Origin of the sequence: Pseudomonas yangonensis, from assembly GCF_009932725.1 — a bacterium.
Lineage (GTDB): Bacteria > Pseudomonadota > Gammaproteobacteria > Pseudomonadales > Pseudomonadaceae > Aquipseudomonas > Aquipseudomonas yangonensis.
In genome coordinates this window covers 82,521-102,035 of sequence record NZ_BLJU01000020.1, presented here as the reverse complement: position 1 = coordinate 102,035, position 19,515 = coordinate 82,521, and the positions used below count along the sequence as shown (strand labels likewise).

Here is a 19,515-nt window from a genome sequence, read left to right as displayed (position 1 = left end):
GGAGAGGGGCTGGGGGAGAGGGCCGGAGCGCCGCGAAATTGCCTGCTGGCTCCAACCTTTGGCGGCCCCTGACCCTCTCCCGCCCTTCGGGCACCCTCGGCTTTGGCATCCTGCGTCGCCCTACCTCCTGCATCCATGCAGTCGTATCCCGCAAGCGGGAGAGGGGCATCAGATGGCCGCGAAGCGGCCGCTTTATTCGGTACGCCAGACGATCTCGGTTTCGCCATCGGCATCGATCTTGATCCAGCGGTCGGCTTCCTCGTCGCTTTCATCCTCGACCCAGGTGCCAGGCGCGCAGCGGATCTGCACGCCAAGCGCGGCATGGGCGGCGCGAGCGCAGGCCAGATCGTCGGCCCAGGGCGTGGCGTCGCTTTCCAGGTACAGGCTGTGCCATTTGCCCACGGCTTTCGGCAGCCAGGTCACCGGCACGACGCCGGCCTTGCACTTGAAGGTCTGGCCTTTTTGTTGCCATTCGCTGCACGGGCCGAGGGCTTCACCCAGCCATTGCGCCACGGCGTCGCGTTCGGCGTCTTTGAGGTAGATCTCGATGTCCGGTTGGCGCATTGGGTTCATTCCTGAGTTTTGACGATCCAATCGTAGCGGATGGCGACGGTAACTTCGAAGGGCTCGGCAATCACCGCTTCACGGCGTTCGGCACTGGCGCGCCAGCCGTGCGGGGTCATGGCCAGCAGGTCGGCGCGCGCTTCGGGCTGGGCCAGATGCAGCGGAAACTGCAGGGTCTCGCTATGCGCCAGTTGCAAGCCCGGCGGGATCAGCGCCAGGTGCTTCTCGTCGTCATAGTCGCGCACCTCGTCATACAGCTTCTGCCGCAGCTCCATCAGGTGCACGCGGGTCGGGCCCATGCGCAGCAGGCCGCCGCCGGGGGCTAGCAGGCGCTTGGCCTCGGCCCAGTCCAGCGGGCTGAACACGCTGGCCAGCAGCTCGCAACTGGCATCGGCCAGTGGCACGCGAGCCATGCTCGCCACCAGCCAGCTCAGCTGCGGCGCGCGCTTGCAGGCGCGTTTGACCGCCTCGCGGGAGATGTCCAGGGCGTAGCCGTCGGCGTGGGGCAGGGCGCGGGCGATCTGCTCGGTGTAGTAGCCCTCGCCACAGCCGATATCCAGCCAGCGCGCCGGCTTGTACTCGGCCGCCAGTGCCGCCAGGCGCGCGGCCAGCGGTGCGTAGTGACCGCCTTCGAGAAAGCGCCGGCGCGCCTCGACCATGGCGGCGTTGTCGCCGGGGTCGCGACTGTTCTTGTGCTGCACCGGCAGCAGGTTGTAGTACCCCTGGCGTGCGCGGTCGAAGCTGTGCCGGTTGGCGCAGACCAGGCCGCTGCCACTCGGCTCCAGCGGCGTCTGGCAGAGGGGGCAGATCAGGCTCATGCGAGAAGCTTGACCATGGTCTGGTAATACACCTCTGTCAGCAGATCGAGATCGCTGGCCAGTACGCGCTCGTTGATCTGATGGATGGTGGCATTGACCGGGCCCAGCTCGACCACCTGGGTGCCCAGGGTGGCGATGAAGCGGCCGTCGGAGGTGCCGCCGCTGGTGGACGGCGTGGTGTCGCGACCGGTGACGTTCCTGATGCTGGCGGCGACGGCGTCGAGCAGCTCGCCCGGCTGGGTGAGGAAGGGCAGGCCGGATAGCGCCCACTCCAGGTGATAATCCAGGCCGTGCTTGTCGAGGATGGCGGTGACGCGCTGCTGCAGGCCCTCGACGGTGGATTCGGTGGAGAAGCGGAAATTGAACACCGCCTTCAGTTCGCCGGGGATGACGTTGGTGGCGCCGGTGCCGGAGTTGAGGTTGGACACCTGGAAGCTGGTCGGCGGGAAGTAGTCGTTGCCATGATCCCAGTGCTCGGCGGCCAGTTCGGCCAGTGCCGGGGCGGCCAGGTGAATCGGGTTCTTCGCCAGGTGCGGGTAGGCCACGTGGCCCTGCTTGCCGTAGACGGTGAGGGTGCAGCCGAGCGAGCCGCGGCGGCCGTTCTTCACCACGTCGCCGAGCAGGGTGGTGCTCGACGGTTCGCCGACGATGCACCAGTCCAGGCGCTCGTTGCGCTCGCGCAGTCGCTCGACCACGGCCTTGGTGCCATGCTGGGCCGGGCCTTCCTCGTCGCTGGTGATCAGGAAGCTGATGGCGCCCTTGTGGTTCGGGTAGTCGGCGACGAAGCGCTCGACGGCGATGATCATGCTCGCCAGGCTGCCTTTCATGTCGGCCGCGCCACGGCCGCAGAGCATGCCCTCTTCGTCGACGCGTACGTCGAACGGCTGGTACTGCCAGGCCTCCAGCGGGCCGGTAGGCACCACGTCGGTGTGGCCGGCGAAGCACAGCACCGGGCCGTCACCACCGCGTTTGGCCCAGAAGTTCTCCACCTCTTCGATGCGCATGCGCTCCACCTCGAAGCCGCAGGCGGCCAGACGGCGCATCATCAGCTCCTGGCAACCTTCGTCGACCGGCGTCACGGACGGGCGGCGGATCAGGTCGAAGGCAAGCTCCAGGGTCGGGGTGAGGGTGGCGGTCATTGCGGCTCCGTACGGCGGCTGGCGTGAAGGCTGGCCATCTTAAAGCAAAAGTCGTTACCGATCAGGTCATCAGACGCGCCGCGAGGCACATTCACCACCATGCAGGCTGATCTACAGTCCGACGGCTGACCTGTACCGCAGGCTTGGGTGGGCAGGGTGCTATCTCTATAATGCGCGCCTTCCTGCAGGGGGTGAGATGAACACAGACGATCAGCGATTCGGCGGCATAGCCCGGCTTTACGGCCAGGAGGGCTATCAACGCCTTGCTGCGGCGCACGTGGCGGTGGTCGGCATCGGCGGTGTCGGTTCCTGGGCGGCCGAAGCCCTGGCGCGCAGCGGTGTGGGCGAGATATCGCTGTTCGATCTGGACGACGTGTGCATCACCAACACCAATCGCCAGGTACACGCCGTCGAAGGGGCGGTTGGCAAGGCCAAGGTTGACGAGATGGCAGCCCGCATCCGCGCCATCAACCCGGCCTGCGTGGTGCATGCGGTGGCCGATTTCGTCACCCGCGAGACCATGGCCGAGTACATCACCGAACAGCTCGACGGTGTGATCGACTGCATCGACAGCGTGCCGGCCAAGGCCGCGCTGATCGCCTGGTGCAAGCGGCGCAAGATCCAGATCGTCACCACCGGCGGTGCCGGTGGCCAGGTCGACCCGACGCAGATTCAGGTCACCGACCTGAACAAGACCTTCAATGATCCGCTGGCCGCCAAGGTGCGTTCGATGTTGCGCCGCGACTACGGCTTCTCGCGCACGCCGGGTCGCACCTACAGCGTGCCTTGCGTGTTCTCCACCGAGCAGCTGCGCTATCCCAAGCCTGACGGCACGGTGTGCCAGGCCAAGGGCTTCGTCGGTGAAGGGGTGAGGCTCGACTGCGCCGGCGGTTTCGGCGCGGTGATGATGGTTACCGCCAGCTTCGGCATGGCCGCGGCGGCCAAACTGGTGGACAAGCTGGTAGCGGGCGCTCGTCGCCCGGCAGAGCGTCAGCCCAGGGATTGAAAAAAGCCCGTGCAGACTATGCTGGGGCGAGGGGAAGTTGCAGCGGCAGACAGGGATGCGTCGAACATGACCCGTATCAGAGGTGATTTGTGTCGTACCTGTTTCCTGTTGCCGGCCATTCCTGGCGGCAACAACCCTGCGGGCCTTCGCAGAGCGAACGCTCCCGGCGTTCTTGTGGCGTAGCGCTGAAAAGGCTCGGGGCACGGATGCTCGCCTGCTTGATGCTACCTGTTTTGCTGATTGCTCCAGGACTTGCTCAGGCCGAAGCGCAGACGCTGCGTATCGGCACCGGCGACTGGGCGCCTTATGTCGACCAGGAGCGCAGCGACGGTGGCGCATTGGCGCGGCTGATCAGTGCGGTTTTTGCCGAGGCTGGCTACCGGACCGAGTTCATCTTCCACCCCTGGGACCGCAACGTGCTGATGCTGCAGCAGGGCCAGTTGCACGCGATCATGCCCTACAGCTGCACGCCCAGTCGGCTCAATTACGGCATCTGCAGCGATCCGTTGGTAAGCGGCGAGATCGTCCTGTTTCATCGGCGTGACCAGGCGTTCGACTGGACGCAGGTCGAGGACCTGCTGAAGTACCGCATCGGCACTACGCTCGGCTATTCCTACGGCCCGGCTTTCGACGAAGCGCTGCAGGCCGGCCGCCTGAAGGTCATGCAGAACGGCAAGGAGGACACCAGTTTCCGCCTTCTGGAGCTTGGGCGGATCGATCTGCATCCACAGGATCGCGCGGTGGGCTACGCCATGCTGCGTCGCCTGTTCCCGGAAGGTGGCGGCCACATCGTCCACCATCCACGACAGCTGAACACCGAGCCGCTGCGCTTGCTGTTTCGCAAGGATGACCCCGAGGGCATCAGGCTGCTGCGCCTATTCAATGCCCGGCTGCGAGACTTTGCCGAGCGTGGCGACCTGCAGCGACTGCAGCAGGCACTCAACTCCGGTAATGCTGACGACTGGAAACCCAGCACCTCGGCTCGGGCCGTGCGAGACTGAGCGGCATCTGCCGACCTCAAGAGTTTTCCATATGCTCAATAACGATGTACTGCGCAGCCTGCGCTATCTGCTGGACGTGAGCGATGGCACGCTCGAGGCGTTCTGCCAACTGGCGGACTATCCCGTCGAGCCGGGCCTGATTTCGGCCTGTCTGCTGCGTGAGGACGAGCCCGGTTATCGATCCTGCAGCGATGTGCTACTGGCGCACGTGCTCGAAGGTCTGGTGTTCTACAAGCGTGGCAAGGATGAAAGCCGGCCGCGCCTGCCGGTGGAAAAGCGCCTGAGCAACAACCTCATCCTGAAGAAACTGCGCGTGGCCTTCGAGCTGCGTGACGACGATGTCCAGGCGATTCTGCAATCGGCTGACCTGCCGATGACCAAGACCGAGCTGGGGGCCTTGTTCCGCGCGCCGGGCCACAAGCACTACCGTGAGTGTGGCGACCAGATTCTGCGCAATTTCCTGCGCGGCCTGACGTTGCGCGAGCGAGGCTGAGCCCGCTCGCTGCATCGGTTCAGTGGGCGGAAGGTTGCGTCCGCGAGCGCCGGCGCGCTACCAGCAGCGTGCCTGCCAGCATCGCTGCGAGCCTTACGAGGAAGTCCCACGTCATGGTGGCCAGGTTGTCACTGCGGTCCTCTGGCAGGATGCAGGCATAGCTCAGGCTGGCAATCGAGTCGATGGCAATTGGCTCCGCATCCACGGGGCGCCCCAGGTTGTACATGGGCATGGTTTGCATCTCGGCGTGAATGCGCTGCGTTTCCTCCACGTTGCAGAGATTGCTGTAGAAGCCGAAGGCGTAGATGCCCAGCAAACCAAGCGCGACCAGCCCTGCAGTGGCGAGACGGTGATTGCTTGCAAGCAGTGCCAGGCAGACGCCCGCCAGCAGGCCCGACAGCAGCAGATTCAGGATGAAAGGTTCTATCGGCAGCGCTGCCGCAACGCTTTCTGGCAGCAGGACCAGGAGATGGGGAAGCAGTTGCTGACTGAAATACAGTACGACCAGGGTTGCCAGGGCACTTAGCCCGGTGCGCACGATGGCAGGCATGACTCGCTCCATGAGTTTTTGGGCGCGCGAATATAACCCATTGCTGCCGACTGAGCTGGCGCTGCGTCTAGTTTTCCCGCGCCAGTGTCCTCATTCGCTGCAATACGGCATTCAGACCGTTGCTGCGAGAGGGCGACAGTTGACGTTGCAGCCCGAGTTGGATGAACCAGTCGGCCAGGTCGAGCGAGGCCAGTTGTTCATTGCTCAAGCCTTCCACTCGAACCAGCAGCACGGCGAGCAGACCACGCAGCAGGCGGGCATCGCTGCTGGCGCGAAAGTGCAGGCGCCCGTCGCGGCGCTCGGCAACGAGCCAGACCAGACTGTCGCAGCCATGCACGCGGTGCTCATCGACCCGTTCGGCATCGCTCAGCGGTTCCAGGCGTTCGCCCCACTGCATCAGCAGGCGCGCGCGCTGTTCCCAGCCAGGGCAGGCAGTGAAGGCTTCCAGTGTCTCTTGCGCGGCGACTGACAGGCTCATGGCAAGAGGCTCTCGGAGCATGTAGCAGCGGCTTCAGCCGCGAAGGTCCGGGCGCCGATATTCGCGGCTGAAACGGAATGCCGCCCAGCCGCTCCTACGAAGAGCCGTTGGTGGCGTTTCATCGCAGCAGCTCCAGCGCATTATCCAGGGCGCTGAAGAATCTCTGCAGATCTTCGCCATCGTTGTACAGGCCGAGCGAGACACGAATCGCACCACTCAGGCCCAGGCTTTTCATCAGTGGCATGGCGCAGTGATGACCGGCCCGTACGGCGATGCCCTGTTCGGTCAGCAGGTGCGCCAGGTCGGCGTTATGCACGCCTTCGACGCAGAAGCTGGCCAGTGCCAGTTGCGGCTCGCCGAGCAGGCGCACGCCGTCACGTGCTTGCAGGCCGGCCAGCAGTTCGGCATGCAGGGCCGCTTCGTGCCGGGCCACGGCCTCGTGATCCAGGCCGCTAAGCCAATCCAGCGTGGCGCCCAGTGCTATCACGGCGGACACGGCCGGCGTACCGGCCTCGAAGCCGAGTGGAGTAGGGCGAAAGCGCGCGCTCTGGTAGTCGGCATCGAGCACCATCTCACCGCCGAATTGCCAGTGCTGCAATTTGCCCAACGCTTCGCGGCGGCCATACAGCAGGCCGACGCCATCCGGGCCATAGAGCTTGTGCGAGGAGCACAGGTAGAAGTCGCAACCCAGCGCCTGCATGTCATGACGGCCATGCACCGCCCCCTGTGCCCCATCGACGACAGTCAAGGCGCCTTGTGTGCGCGCCAGTGTCAGCAGTTCCGCAAGTGGCTGCCAGCACCCGAGCACGTTGGACAACTGCGAAACCGCCAGTAGGCGAGTGCGCGGGCCGATCAGCCGGGCGGCCTGGGCCAGGTCGATCGTGCCCGTATCATTGAGCGGCAGCACCACCAGCTCCAGGCTGCGGCGCTTGGCCAGTTGCTGCCAGGGCAGCAGATTGGCGTGGTGTTCCAGCGCGCTGATGACGATCTGCTCGCCCGGCTGCAGCAAGTACTCCAGGCCATAGGCCAGCAGGTTGAGTGATTCGGTGCTGCCGCGGGTAAAGATGATCTCCTCGGCGCTGGCCGCATTCAGCCATTGCGCGGCCTTGCTGCGTGTCGCCTCGAAGGCGCGGGTGGCGCGTTCACCTGGCAGGTGCTGGGCACGATGCACGTTGGCCACACCGCCGGCGTAGTAGCCGAGCAGGGCGTCGAGCACCGCCTGCGGCTTCTGCGCGGTGGCGGCGCTGTCCAGATAGGTCTGGCCTTCGGCTTGGAGGGCAAGAATGCCGGGGAAGTCGGCACGCCAGGGGGACAAAAGCATAGGGCTTCAGGCTTCAGGCCCCAGGCTTCAGGCTCAAGCGCTCCGCCTGCGGCCTGTAGCTTGCGGCCTGAAGCCGCTCCGGTCAGTTGTGGGCGTGCAGGGCTTCGTTCAGCTCGATAGCCGACTTGTGGGTCTTGCACTCCACGGCGCCGGTCAGCGAGTTGCGGCGGAACAGCAGGTCCGGCTGGCCAGCCAGTTCGCGCGCCTTGACCACCTTGACCAGGGCGTTGCCCTCGTCGAGCAGGTTCACCTTGGTACCGGCGGTGATGTACAGGCCGGCTTCGACGGTGTTGCGGTCGCCCAGCGGGATGCCGATGCCGGCGTTGGCGCCGATCAGGCAGCCTTCGCCAACGCTGATGATGATGTTGCCGCCGCCGGACAGGGTACCCATGGTCGAGCAGCCGCCGCCCAGGTCCGAACCCTTGCCGACGAATACGCCAGCGGAAACGCGACCTTCGATCATGCCAGGGCCTTCGGTGCCGCCGTTGAAGTTGACGAAGCCCTCGTGCATCACGGTGGTGCCTTCTCCGATGTAGGCACCCAGGCGCACGCGGGCGCTGTCGGCGATACGCACGCCGGCCGGCACCACGTAGTCGGTCATTTTCGGGAACTTGTCCACCGAGAACACTTCCAGCAGTTCGCCCTTCAGGCGCGCTTCCAGTTGGCGCTCGGCCAGCTCGGCGAGGTCGATGGCGCCCTGGCTGGTCCAGGCGACGTTGGGCAGCAGCGGGAAGATGCCGGCCAGGCTCAGGCCGTGCGGCTTGACCAGGCGATGCGACAGCAGGTGCAGCTTGAGGTAGGCCTCCGGGGTGCTGGTTAGGGCAGCATCCTCAGCCAGGAAAGTGGCGACCAGCGGATTGTGGCTTTCGGCCAGGCGGGTCAGTAGCGCGGCTTGAGCAGCGTCCACGCCTTTCAGCGCTTCGGCCAGATCGGCCGCTTGTGCAGTGGTGAACGCGATGGCCTGGTTGCCGCCCTGGTAGCCGAGTTTTTCGGCGGCCTTGGCCACCAGCTCGCTGGCCGGATTGAGCAGCGGCAGGGCATAGAAGACTTCCAGCCAGTTGCCCTGACGGTTCTGGGTGCCAACGCCGAAGGCGATGCTGAAGAGAGAAGTGCTCATAGTTGGGTTCCTTGCAACGAAATCGGGTGAGGTTGATCAGGCCAGCGCGGCTTGGTAGTTATCCGGTTTGAAACCGACCAGGGTCTTGTCGCCCAGATCGAGTACCGGGCGCTTGATCATCGACGGTTGGGCCAGCATCAGGTCGATGGCCTTGGCCTGGTCGATGTCTGCTTTCTGCGCGTCATCGAGCTTGCGGAAGGTGGTGCCGGCGCGGTTCAGAATGGTCTGCCAGCCATGCTCGTTGCACCACTTTTCCAGGTTTGCACGGTCGATCCCGACACTCTTGTAGTCGTGAAAGGCATAGTCGACCTGATGTTCATCGAGCCAGGTTCTGGCCTTTTTCATCGTGTCGCAGGCCTTGATGCCATACAGGACGTAACTCATTGATCTTCCTCTGATGAGTGGCGTGCCGGAAGGTCCGGAAATACGGCCGGCCATTATGCCACGTCGTATCCTGATGTGGCGGCGGCTGTCGCTGCGATGTGTGTCAGGCGGAGCGATCGCGCAGATACGCGTAGCCCGGATGCAATCCGGGAAGCCTTGGCCGGGCTATCCCCGGATTGCATCCGGCTACGGAGTCAGAGGCTTGCTGCCAAAGCCCCTCCTGCAAGCCAAGTAGCTGTGGGAGGGGCTTTAGCCGCGACGGTTGAAGCCTCTCAGGCGCTGCGAATGAAACGGGCGATGCGTTCAGCGGCCTCGATGCATTCGGCCAGGGGGGCGACCAGCGCCATGCGCACGCGCCCGGCGCCCGGGTTGACGCCATCGACCTCGCGCGACAGGTACGAGCCCGGCACCACGGTCACGTGTTCGGCGGCGAACAGGTCGCGGGTGAACAGGGTGTCGTCACCCGGCGTGCGTGCCCACAGATAGAAGCCGCCGTCCGGGCGCTGCACGTCCATCACCGGGGCCAGAATCTTCAGCACCGCATCGAACTTCTCGCGGTACAGATCGCGGTTGGCGCGCACGTGCGCTTCGTCGTTCCAGGCCGCCACGCTGGCCAGCTGGGTTTGTACCGGCATAGCGCAGCCGTGGTAGGTGCGGTACAGCAAAAATTGCTTGAGGATCTCGGCGTCGCCGGCGACGAAGCCCGAGCGCAGGCCAGGCAGGTTGGAGCGCTTGGACAGGCTGTGAAATACCACGCAGCGTTTGAAATCGCTGCGCCCCAGCTCGGCGCAAGCACTGAGCAGGCCGGGTGGCGGGGCGTCCTCGTCGAAGTACAGCTCGCTGTAGCACTCGTCGGCGGCTATGACGAAGTCGTGCTCGTCGGCCAGGGCGATCAGCTTCTTCAGCGTTGCCACGGGAATCAGCGCGCCGGTGGGGTTGCCCGGCGAGCAGAGGAACAGGATCTGGCAGCGCCGCCAGACCTCTGCCGGCACCGCGTCGAAGTCCGGGTTGAAGCCGTGGGCTTCCAGGCACGGCAGATAGTGCGGTTCGGCACCGGCAAGGAACGCAGCACCTTCATAGATCTGATAGAAGGGATTGGGGCTGACCACCAGCCCCTTGGCATTACGGTCGACCACCGTCTGGGTAAAGGCGAAAAGCGCTTCGCGTGTGCCATTGACCGGCAGCACATGGCGCGCTGCGTCCAGCCAGCCGGCCGGTACGCCGAAGCGGCGTTCGCACCAGTTGGCAATGCTCTGGCGCAGCTCGGGCAGGCCCAGGGTAGTGGGATACACCGCCAGTTTGTCGAGGTTGGCGGTCAGTGCCTGGCCGACGAAGTCCGGCGAGCGGTGCTTGGGCTCGCCGATCGACAGGGCGATGGGCGAGCGGTCGGCGGCAGGTTGCACGCCGCCGAGCAGGGCGCGGAGCTTTTCGAACGGGTAGGGCTGCAGCTGGGCGAGGGCGTGGTTCATGATGATCCGACGGGTCCTTTGTGAGGCGGCGACAAAGCTGGCGACACTAGCACGGCAGGCTTTTCGGGGAAATTCCCTTCTTCCGTGCGTTTTCCATCTGCTCAGGTCGCCAGACCGATGCCGATGCGGCTCAAGACCGCGGATGCCCGGCCGATAACCCTGGCGTTATCCGTTTATCCCTCCGGTGAGCTCTCCCCATGCGTACCCTCAAGTTCAGCCACAAGATCATGCTGGCTGCTTCCCTGGTCGTCGTCGCGGCTTTCGCGTCGTTTGCCCTGTACAACGATTACCTGCAGCGCAACGCGATCCGCGACAACCTGTCGAACTACCTCAAGGACGTCGGTCTGGTGTCCACTGGCAACATCCGGCACTGGCTCGATGGGCGCATGCAATTGCTGGATAACCTCGCCGAGTCGGTCCAGGACGACAGCTCGCCCGAGTCACTGCGCCGCAACCTGCAGCACCGCAGCATCGCTTCGGCCTTCCTTTATGCCTACTACGGCCAGGCTGACGGTACCTATACCCAGTACCCCGCCAGCGAGTTGCCGGCCGGTTACGATCCGCGTCAGCGCCCCTGGTACAAGAGTGCGCAGGGCAGCAGCGGCCCGGGGCTGACAGCGCCCTATCTGGCGGCCGATCCGCGTGACGGCCTGCTGATCACCATCACCCGGCCGGTCAGTGCCGGTGCTGCGCTGCAAGGCGTGGTCGGCGGCGACCTCAAGCTGCAGACGATCGACGATATCCTCAATTCCTTCGACCTCGGCGGCATGGGCTATGCCTTCCTGGTCGACGAGCAGGGCACGGTGCTGGTGCATCCGGACAAGAGCCTGGTGCTCAAGACCCTCGCCGAAGCGTTCCCCGGTGGTGCGCCGCGTCTGCAGTCCGATCTGCAAGGCGCTTCGTCCATCGATGGCAGCGCCCGCCTGGTGACCTTCCTGCCGGTGCAGGGGCTGGCTGGGGTGCGCTGGTACGTCGGCCTGTCCGTCGATGAAGGCAAGGCGTTCGCCGCGCTCAGGGAGTTCCGCCTTTCCGTGCTGATGGTCACGATCGTCGGTGTGGTCAGCATCCTGATCCTGCTCGGCGCGCTGATTCGTATCCTGTTGCGTCCGCTGCACGTGATGAGCCACGCGATGGGTGGCATTGCCGAGGGCGAGGGCGATCTGACCCAGCGCCTGACGATCGCTTCCGGTGACGAGTTCGGTGAGCTGGCGGGGGCCTTCAACCGCTTCGTCGAGCGTATTCACGAATCCATCCGCGAAGTGGCCTCGGCGACCCGCGAGGTGCATGCACGGGTGAGCACCGTGGTGCAGGCGTCCAATGCCTCCATGGACAACTCCAGCGAGCAGGCGGCGCGTACCGACAGCGTCGCAGCGGCGATCAACGAACTGGGCGCAGCCGCCCAGGAGATCGCGCGCAATGCCGCCGATGCCTCGGTGCAGGCCAGCGACGCGCGCCGTGACGCCGAGGAAGGCCAGGGCATGGTGGAGCGTACCCTGGGCTCGATGGGCGAGTTGTCGGAAAAGATCCAGGCCTCCGGTCGGCATATCGAACTGCTCAGCGAGAAGAGCAACGACATCGGCCAGATTCTCGACGTGATCAAGGGTATTTCCGAGCAGACCAATCTGCTGGCGCTCAACGCCGCCATCGAAGCGGCGCGTGCCGGCGAGGCCGGGCGAGGTTTTGCCGTGGTCGCCGATGAGGTGCGCAACCTGGCGCAGCGTACGCAGAGCTCGGCGCTGGAGATTCAGCAGATGATCGAGCAGTTGCAGGCCGGCGCCCGTGACGCCGTGGCGACCATGGCCGAGAGCCGCCGCTTCAGCGACGACAGCGTGCGCATTGGCGGGCAGGCCGGCGAGAACCTGCGCGGCGTGACCCGGCGCATCGGTGAAATCGACGGCATGAACCAGTCGGTTGCGACCGCTACCGAGGAGCAGACTTCGGTGATCGAGAGCCTGAACATGGACATCACCGAGATCAACACGCTGAACCAGGACGGCGTGCGCAACCTGCAGTCCAGCCTCAGCGCCTGTACCGAACTGGATCAGCAGGTCCGCCGCCTCAAGCAGCTGGTGGACAGCTTCAGGATCTGACCCTGCCCGGGGATGCGGCATCCGCCGCATCCGCACGGCTCAGAAGGTGATCTGCGTCGCGCTCGGGGCACTTGGCTCGGCGAGCTTGGCGATGATCGCCTCCTGCAGGCGGGCGCAGAACTCGGGGTCGGACAACGGCTGGCCATTGGCGTCGGTGATGAAGAACACGTCTTCGACCCGCTCGCCCAGCGTGGCGATCTTGGCGTTCTGCAGCGACAGGTCGTATTCGAGGAAGATGCGTCCGATCCGAGCCAGCAGGCCGGGGCGGTCCGGGGCGGTCAGCTCGAGTATGGTCACCGGCCGCTGCGCGTCATTGTGAATGGTCACCTGCGGGGCGAAGGCGAAGTGCTTGAGCTGGCGCGGCACCCGGCGCTGGATGATGGTCGGATAGTCGTCGGGGTTCTTCAGCGCTTCGATCAGGCCGGCGCGGATCTGCTGGATGCGCGCCGGGTTGTCGCCGATCGAGCCGCCGTCGGCATCCAGCACCACGTAGGTGTCCAGGGTGAACTGGCTGGTGGAGGTGATGATGCGTGCGTCGTGAATGTTCAGGTTGAGCTGGCTCATCGCCGCCACGGTCACCGCGAAGAAATCATGCTGGTCCGGGGCGTAGATGAAGATCTGCGTACCGCCCTCGAATTCGCGTTGGGTGGTTTCCTTCATCAGCACCAGCGGGCCGCCATCGTTGGGGTGCTGGAGGATGGCATCGGTGTGCCAGGCCACGTCGCTGGCCGTATGGCGCAGGAAGTAGTCGTCGCCAAGCTGGCTCCATAGCTGCTCGGCGTCGTCCGGGTCGGTACCGCCGCGCACCAGGATGTCCAGCGCCGCACTTTGCGTCTGGCGAATCTGTTCTTCGCGATCCAGCGGGTTTTCCAGGCCGCGGCGCAGTGCGCGCTTGGTCTCGGTGTAGAGCTGGCGCAGCAGGCTGGCGCGCCAGGAGTTCCACAGGCTGGGGTTGGTGGCGTTGATGTCGGCCACGGTCAGCACGTAGAGGTAGTCCAGGTGCGTCTGGTCGCCGACGAACTGGGCGAAGTCGTGGATCACCTGCGGGTCGGAAAGGTCCTTGCGTTGCGCGGTGGTGGACATGACCAGGTGGTGCTGCACCAGCCACACGATCAGCGCGCTGTCCCACGCCGGCAGGTGGTGGCGGCGGGCGAAGGCTTCGGCGTCGACCGCGCCGAGTTCGGAGTGATCGCCGCCACGGCCCTTGCCGATGTCGTGGTAGAGGCCGGCGAGGTAGATCAGCTCGGGCTTGGGCAGTCTGTCGATGAGCTTGCTGGCCAGCGGGAATTTCTCTGCCAGCTCCGGCCAGCGGAACTTGCGCAGGTGCTTGATCAGGTTGAGGGTGTGCGCATCGACCGTATATATGTGGAACAGGTCGTGCTGCATCTGCCCGACGATGTGGCCGAACTCCGGCAGGTAGCGGCCGAGAATGCCATAGCGGTTCATCCGCCGCAGGTTGCGGTGGATACCTTCCTTGCACTTGAACAGCTCGATGAACAGGCTGGTGTTGCGGATGTCCTTGCGGAAGTCGTCGTCGATCAGGTGGCGGCTGTCACGTAGCAGCCGGATGCTGTCGGCCCGTACACCCTTGATCTCCGGGTGCTGCGCCATCAGTACGAAGATTTCGATGATGGCGAACGGCGTGCGCTTGAAGACGTTCGGGTGGGTGACTTCGATATAACCGTCGCGAATCTGGAAGCGGCTGTTCAGCGGTGTGGCCGCGCCGCTTTCGCCGGCACGCAGGATGACCTCCTCGAAGTGCTGGTTGATCAGGTCCGACAGCTCGGAGATGCCCATCACCACGCGGTAGTACTTCTGCATGAAATGTTCGATGCTGCGCTTGCCATCACCGTCCTGATAGCCGAACAGGGTGGCGATTCTGGCCTGGTAGTCGAACAGCAGGCGATCTTCCGCACGCCCGGCCAGCATGTGCAGGGCATAGCGCACCTTCCACAGGAACTCCTGGCTGGAGGAGAGCAGGGCGTACTCGCTTTCCAGCAGAAAGCCCTGGCCCACCAGGGCCTGCAGGTTGAGCGTGTCGAACTGGCGGCGGGCGACCCAGAGCACGGTCTGGATGTCGCGCAGGCCTCCGGGCGAGCCTTTGACGTTGGGCTCGAGGTTGTATTCGGTATCGTTGTATTTGGCGTGGCGCGCTCTGCGCTCGTCGCGCTTGGCTTGGTAGAAGTGCTTGCTCGGCCACATCTGATCGGTGCTGGTGACCTGCTGCATGCGCTGGCGCAGGCGTTCCGGACCGGCGATGGTGCGGCTTTCCATCAGGTTGGTGATCACCGTCAGGTCGGCGCGCGCCTCTTCGGCGCATTCTTCGACCGAACGTACGCTCTGGCCCACTTCCAGGCCGATGTCCCAGAGCAGGGTGAGAAAGCCTTCGATGGGCTCGCGAAAAACCTCGTGATCGTCGCTGCCGAGCAGGATCAGCAGGTCGATATCCGAGTAGGGATGCAGCTCGCCGCGGCCATAACCACCGACGGCGAGCAGGGCGATGTCGGCGTCCTCGCTCCAGGCAAAGCGCTTCCACGCCTCCTGCAGTATCTGGTCGACGAACCAGGCGCGATCCTCGACCAGGCGGCGAATGTCGCGCCCCTCGCGAAAGCGCGTATCCAGCACTTCCCGCGCGCTGCGGATGGCCTTCTTGAATGCAGCGATGGGGCTGGATTTGAGCGCCAGCTCGGCCTGGAACTGACCGCGGTCAAACAGTTCGGGGTCCATCTGCGGCATGCAGTTGCCTTCCTCTATATAGGGCCTGGGGTGCGTTCGCGCGCCATTGCGGTATCGGCTCAGGCGGACGTACGTGCGATGGTGTCGTCGCTGCGCAGGGTCAGGATCTCGTAGCCGTCAGCGGTGACCAGTACGGTGTGTTCCCATTGCGCGGAAAGCTTGCGGTCCTTGGTGATGGCGGTCCAGCCATCGCCGAGCAAGCGGGTTTCCGGGCGACCCTGATTGATCATCGGCTCGATGGTGAAGGTCATGCCTTCCTTGAGCTCCATGCCGGTGCCGGCCTTGCCGTAGTGCAACACCTGTGGCTCTTCATGGAACACGGCGCCGATGCCATGGCCGCAGTATTCGCGGACCACGGAGAAACCGTTCTTCTCGGCATGCTTCTGGATCACTTCGCCGATGTCGCCCAGGCGTGCGCCCGGCTTGACCAGTTCGATGCCTTTATACATGCATTCCTGAGTGACCTTGGCCAGGCGCTCGGCCCATTCGGCGACCTTGCCGACCATGAACATCTTGCTGGTATCGCCGTGGTAGCCATCCTTGATCACGGTGATGTCGATGTTCAGCACGTCGCCATCCTTCAATGGCTTTTCGTTGGGAATGCCATGACACACCACGTGGTTGATCGAGGTGCAGATCGATTTGGGGAAGCCCTTGTAGTTGAGCGGGGCGGGAATGGCCTTCTGCACGTTGACGATATAGTCGTGGCAAATGCGATCCAGCTCTTCGGTGGTCACGCCCGGCTTGACGTGTTCGCCGATCATCTCCAGCACTTCGGCGGCCAGGCGGCCGGCCACGCGCATTTTCTCGATTTCTTCGGCGGATTTGATGGTGACGGTCATATGAAGCTCTCGGGCACGAACGGAAAGGGTGCCATCTTAGCAGCTTCGCCGCGCCAGCCCCAAAGGCCGGCGTAAGTGCGGACGCTGGTCAGGCTTGAAGTGTCGGGTTCTTTGCGAGCTTTTGTAGCCTGCGCCGGCTTTGTGTGGTATAAAACGCGCCGCTTTACGGGCACTGCGCCCGAAAGCTCAAACCCACACACGTATCGACACGGTTTCCTGGGTGCCTTTCGACAAGTTCGAGGGTTGGAAGCTGGGATGCGTGGAGGCCTAACCCGACTTATCAAGGAACTATCATGTCCCAAGTCAACATGCGCGATATGCTGAAGGCCGGTGTGCACTTCGGCCACCAGACCCGTTACTGGAACCCGAAAATGGGTAAGTACATTTTCGGCGCGCGCAACAAGATTCACATCATCAACCTCGAAAAAACCCTGCCGATGTTCAACGACGCCCTGTCGTTCGTTGAAAAGCTGGCTGCTGGCAAGAACAAGATCCTGTTCGTCGGCACCAAGCGTTCCGCTGGCAAGATCGTTCGCGAAGAAGCTGCTCGTTGCGGCTCGCCGTTCGTCGATCACCGCTGGCTGGGCGGCATGCTGACCAACTACAAGACCATCCGTGCTTCGATCAAGCGCCTGCGCGAGCTGGAAACCCAGTCCCAGGACGGCACCTTCGCCAAGCTGACCAAGAAAGAAGCCCTGATGCGTACCCGCGATCTGGAAAAACTGGATCGCAGCCTGGGTGGTATCAAGGACATGGGCGGTCTGCCGGACGCTCTGTTCGTGATCGACGTTGACCACGAGCGCATTGCCATCACCGAAGCCAACAAGTTGGGCATCCCGGTTATCGGCGTCGTCGATACCAACAGCAGCCCGGAAGGCGTTGACTACATCATCCCGGGTAACGATGACGCCATCCGCGCCATCCAGCTGTACATGGGTGCCATGGCTGACGCCGTGATCCGTGGTCGCAGCAACGCTGGCGGCGCGACTGAAGAGTTCGTCGAAGAAGCCGCGGCCGAGAGCGCCGAAGGCTAAGCGGTAACGCCAAGCATTTAGCGTTATGCGCTGTGCAAGAAGGGGGCTAGGCCCCCTTTTTGCCACTCAAAGATTTGATTTGGTTGAAGACCTACCGAGAGGATTTTCAAGATGGCAGAGATTACTGCAGCCCTGGTTAAAGAACTGCGCGAGCGTACCGGCCAAGGCATGATGGAATGCAAGAAGGCCCTGGTTGCCGCTGGTGGCGATATCGAGAAAGCCATTGATGACATGCGCGCTTCCGGTGCCATCAAGGCCGCCAAGAAGGCCGGCAACATCGCCGCCGAAGGCTCCATCGCCGTTCGCGTCGAAGGTGGCCGTGGCGTGATCATCGAAGTCAACTCGCAGACCGACTTCCTGGCCCTGCAGGACGACTTCAAGGCCTTCGTCAAAGAAAGCATCGACGAAGCCTTCGAGAAGAACCTGACCGACGCTGCTCCGCTGATCGCTTCCCGCGAGTCGGCTCGTGAAGCCCTGGTTGCCAAGTGCGGCGAGAACGTCAACATCCGTCGTCTGACTGCCGTTTCCGGTGAAACCGTTGGTGCCTACCTGCACGGCCACCGCATCGGCGTTCTGGTTGTCCTGAAAGGCGGCAACGACGAACTGGCCAAGCACGTTGCCATGCACGTTGCCGCTTCCAACCCGGCCGTTGTTTCCCCGGACCAGGTTTCCGAGGAGCTGGTTGCCAAGGAAAAGGAAATCTTCCTGCAGCTGAACGCCGAGAAGATCGCCGGCAAGCCGGAAAACATCGTGGAAAACATGGTCAAAGGCCGTATCGCCAAGTTCCTGGCCGAAGCCAGCCTGGTCGAGCAAGCCTTCATCATGGATCCGGAAGTCAAGGTCGGTGACCTGGTCAAGAAAGCCGGTGCCGAAGTCGTTTCCTTCGTTCGTTACGAAGTGGGCGAGGGCATCGAGAAGGCCGAGACCGACTTCGCTGCCGAAGTTGCCGCTCAGGTTGCTGCCAGCAAGCAGTAATCGGCGGTTAGGCCAGTTGTCCCAGAGAGGCTGCCCGCTTGCGCGTGCAGCCTCTTTGCCGAATAAGGGGCGACAAATGTACAAGCGGCCGTGCAACCTGCGGTCGTCGGCACGTTCGAAGTGCCGGATAATTGCAGCGCGCAAGCGCGTTGCTGAAGAATTTCATATCGCCGCAGGAGAGACTTGCAATGGCTCAGCAGACCACTGGTCGCCAACCTCGCTACAAACGCATTCTGCTCAAACTTAGCGGCGAAGCCCTGATGGGCTCGGAAGATTTCGGTATCGATCCCAAGGTGCTCGACCGCATGGCGCTGGAAGTCGGCCAGCTGGTCGGTATCGGCGTGCAGGTCGGCCTGGTGATCGGCGGTGGCAATCTGTTCCGCGGTGCGGCGCTGTCCGCTGCCGGTATGGATCGCGTGACCGGTGACCACATGGGCATGCTGGCGACCGTGATGAACGCCCTGGCCATGCGTGATGCGCTGGAGCGCTCGAACATCCCGGCCATCGTCATGTCGGCGATTTCCATGGTCGGCGTGACCGATCATTACGACCGTCGCAAGGCCATGCGTCACCTGAAGACGGGTGAGGTGGTTATCTTCGCTGCGGGCACCGGCAATCCGTTCTTCACCACCGATTCGGCTGCCTGCCTGCGCGCCATCGAGATCGATGCCGACGTGGTTCTGAAGGCGACCAAGGTCGATGGCGTGTACACTGCCGACCCGTTCAAGGACCCGCATGCCGAGAAGTTCGAGCGTCTGACCTATGACGAGGTGCTTGATCGCAAGCTGGGCGTGATGGATCTGACTGCCATCTGTCTGTGCCGTGATCACACCATGCCGCTGCGGGTCTTCAACATGAACAAGCCCGGCGCCCTGCTGAACGTTGTAGTGGGCGGCGCTGAAGGAACTCTGATCGAGGAGGATGCACAATGATCAACGACATCAAGAAAGACGCTCAGGAGCGCATGAGCAAGTCCCTGGAGGCGCTGGGTCGCAACCTGGCCTCCATTCGTACCGGTCGTGCCCATCCGAGCATTCTCGACAGCATCAAGGTCCCGGCCTGGGGCAGCGACATGCCGCTCAATCAGGTCGCTGCGATCACCGTCGAAGATGCGCGCACCCTGAAGATCGTCGCGCATGACAAGAACCTCAGCGCGGCCATCGAGAAGGCCATCCTGACTTCCGACCTGGGGCTGAACCCGTCCAGCGCCGGTACCACCATTCGCGTGCCGATGCCGGCCCTGACCGAGGAAACCCGTAAGGGCTACACCAAGCAGGCGCGTGGCGTGGCCGAAGATGCCAAGGTCGCTGTACGCAACGTGCGTCGTGATGCCCTGGCCGAGCTGAAGAAGCTTTCCAAGGCCAAGGAAATCAGCGAAGACGAAGAGCGTCGCGCCGCTGACGAGCTGCAGAAGATCACCGACAAGTTCATTGCCGAGGTGGACAAGGCGCTCGAGGTCAAGGAAGCGGACCTGATGGCCGTTTGACGGCTGGGCGCC

General features: G+C 63.7%; 19 protein-coding genes and 1 pseudogene. 9 read left to right on the top strand and 11 right to left on the bottom strand.

What is annotated here, in order from left to right; all coding sequences use genetic code 11:
• Positions 1-192: 192 nt before the first annotated feature.
• Genes GYB81_RS19185 through dapE form a run of 3 tightly spaced genes read right to left on the bottom strand, consistent with a single transcriptional unit; the run spans position 193 to position 2,521 of the window.
• Positions 193-564 (bottom strand): hypothetical protein, encoded by a 372-nt coding sequence (locus GYB81_RS19185; RefSeq protein WP_161867617.1) that lies wholly within the window; start codon positions 562-564, stop codon positions 193-195.
• A gap of 5 nt (positions 565-569) precedes the next feature.
• Positions 570-1,382, bottom strand: a complete 813-nt coding sequence (locus GYB81_RS19180; RefSeq protein ID WP_161867618.1) for a putative RNA methyltransferase — start codon at positions 1,380-1,382, stop codon at positions 570-572.
• Positions 1,379-2,521: a succinyl-diaminopimelate desuccinylase gene (dapE, locus tag GYB81_RS19175; protein ID WP_161867619.1), complete on the bottom strand. Its 1,143-nt coding sequence runs from the start codon at positions 2,519-2,521 to the stop codon at positions 1,379-1,381. Before dapE ends, GYB81_RS19180 begins: the two co-directional genes overlap by 4 nt.
• A 196-nt stretch (positions 2,522-2,717) precedes the next feature.
• Here dapE and tcdA point away from each other — a divergent pair, with 196 nt between their 5' ends.
• The 3 genes from tcdA (at position 2,718) to GYB81_RS19160 (ending at position 5,021) form a co-directional block, all read left to right on the top strand.
• Entirely contained in the window at positions 2,718-3,527 is an 810-nt protein-coding gene (gene tcdA, locus GYB81_RS19170) for a tRNA cyclic N6-threonylcarbamoyladenosine(37) synthase TcdA (RefSeq protein WP_024308922.1), read from the top strand.
• A gap of 221 nt (positions 3,528-3,748) precedes the next feature.
• Positions 3,749-4,528, top strand: a complete 780-nt coding sequence (locus GYB81_RS19165) for a substrate-binding periplasmic protein (RefSeq protein WP_233787636.1) — start codon at positions 3,749-3,751, stop codon at positions 4,526-4,528.
• A gap of 31 nt (positions 4,529-4,559) precedes the next feature.
• Complete coding sequence (locus tag GYB81_RS19160; RefSeq protein WP_161867621.1) at positions 4,560-5,021, top strand: YehS family protein; 462 nt, start codon at positions 4,560-4,562, stop codon at positions 5,019-5,021.
• Between the two features lie 19 nt (positions 5,022-5,040).
• Here the strand turns inward: GYB81_RS19160 and GYB81_RS19155 are convergent, their stop codons facing one another.
• From GYB81_RS19155 to dapC, 6 genes are all read right to left on the bottom strand, one after another.
• Positions 5,041-5,571, bottom strand: coding sequence for a hypothetical protein (locus tag GYB81_RS19155; RefSeq protein WP_161867622.1), 531 nt, complete (start codon positions 5,569-5,571; stop codon positions 5,041-5,043).
• A 67-nt stretch (positions 5,572-5,638) separates the two neighbouring features.
• Entirely contained in the window at positions 5,639-6,049 is a 411-nt protein-coding gene (locus GYB81_RS19150; RefSeq protein WP_161867623.1) for a SufE family protein, read from the bottom strand.
• Between the two features lie 118 nt (positions 6,050-6,167).
• A complete protein-coding gene (locus tag GYB81_RS19145; protein WP_161867624.1) occupies positions 6,168-7,370 on the bottom strand; it encodes an aminotransferase class V-fold PLP-dependent enzyme in 1,203 nt (400 codons plus the stop codon).
• 82 nt (positions 7,371-7,452) lie between these two features.
• Complete coding sequence (dapD, locus tag GYB81_RS19140; protein ID WP_161867625.1) at positions 7,453-8,487, bottom strand: 2,3,4,5-tetrahydropyridine-2,6-dicarboxylate N-succinyltransferase; 1,035 nt, start codon at positions 8,485-8,487, stop codon at positions 7,453-7,455.
• Positions 8,488-8,523: 36 nt separating this feature from the next.
• Positions 8,524-8,871, bottom strand: a complete 348-nt coding sequence (locus GYB81_RS19135) for an ArsC family reductase (RefSeq protein ID WP_161867626.1) — start codon at positions 8,869-8,871, stop codon at positions 8,524-8,526.
• A 272-nt stretch (positions 8,872-9,143) separates the two neighbouring features.
• Entirely contained in the window at positions 9,144-10,340 is a 1,197-nt protein-coding gene (gene dapC, locus GYB81_RS19130) for a succinyldiaminopimelate transaminase (protein WP_161867627.1), read from the bottom strand.
• 197 nt (positions 10,341-10,537) lie between these two features.
• On the opposite strand from dapC, the pseudogene GYB81_RS25295 reads away from it, so the two are divergent.
• Together GYB81_RS25295 and GYB81_RS25290 are read left to right on the top strand one after the other, a co-directional pair.
• A pseudogene (locus GYB81_RS25295) lies at positions 10,538-11,575 on the top strand (HAMP domain-containing protein); the annotation flags it as partial.
• Positions 11,576-11,665: 90 nt separating this feature from the next.
• The gene (locus GYB81_RS25290) at positions 11,666-12,430 is read left to right on the top strand and encodes a methyl-accepting chemotaxis protein (RefSeq protein ID WP_438810723.1); all 765 of its coding nucleotides are present in this window, start codon (positions 11,666-11,668) and stop codon (positions 12,428-12,430) included.
• Between the two features lie 39 nt (positions 12,431-12,469).
• Here the strand turns inward: GYB81_RS25290 and GYB81_RS19120 are convergent, their stop codons facing one another.
• Together GYB81_RS19120 and map are read right to left on the bottom strand one after the other, a co-directional pair.
• Entirely contained in the window at positions 12,470-15,166 is a 2,697-nt protein-coding gene (locus tag GYB81_RS19120; RefSeq protein WP_161867629.1) for a [protein-PII] uridylyltransferase, read from the bottom strand.
• 59 nt (positions 15,167-15,225) lie between these two features.
• Positions 15,226-16,008, bottom strand: a complete 783-nt coding sequence (gene map / locus GYB81_RS19115; RefSeq protein ID WP_161867630.1) for a type I methionyl aminopeptidase — start codon at positions 16,006-16,008, stop codon at positions 15,226-15,228.
• Positions 16,009-16,301: 293 nt separating this feature from the next.
• Here map and rpsB point away from each other — a divergent pair, with 293 nt between their 5' ends.
• The 4 genes from rpsB (at position 16,302) to frr (ending at position 19,503) form a co-directional block, all read left to right on the top strand.
• On the top strand, positions 16,302-17,042 hold the full coding sequence (gene rpsB / locus GYB81_RS19110; RefSeq protein ID WP_161867631.1) for a 30S ribosomal protein S2: 741 nt from the start codon (positions 16,302-16,304) through the stop codon (positions 17,040-17,042).
• 111 nt (positions 17,043-17,153) lie between these two features.
• Positions 17,154-18,017, top strand: coding sequence for a translation elongation factor Ts (gene tsf / locus GYB81_RS19105; protein WP_013716423.1), 864 nt, complete (start codon positions 17,154-17,156; stop codon positions 18,015-18,017).
• Positions 18,018-18,205: 188 nt separating this feature from the next.
• Positions 18,206-18,949, top strand: coding sequence for a UMP kinase (pyrH, locus tag GYB81_RS19100; protein WP_147809583.1), 744 nt, complete (start codon positions 18,206-18,208; stop codon positions 18,947-18,949).
• Complete coding sequence (gene frr / locus GYB81_RS19095) at positions 18,946-19,503, top strand: ribosome recycling factor (protein ID WP_024308909.1); 558 nt, start codon at positions 18,946-18,948, stop codon at positions 19,501-19,503. Before pyrH ends, frr begins: the two co-directional genes overlap by 4 nt.
• Positions 19,504-19,515: the final 12 nt, after the last annotated feature.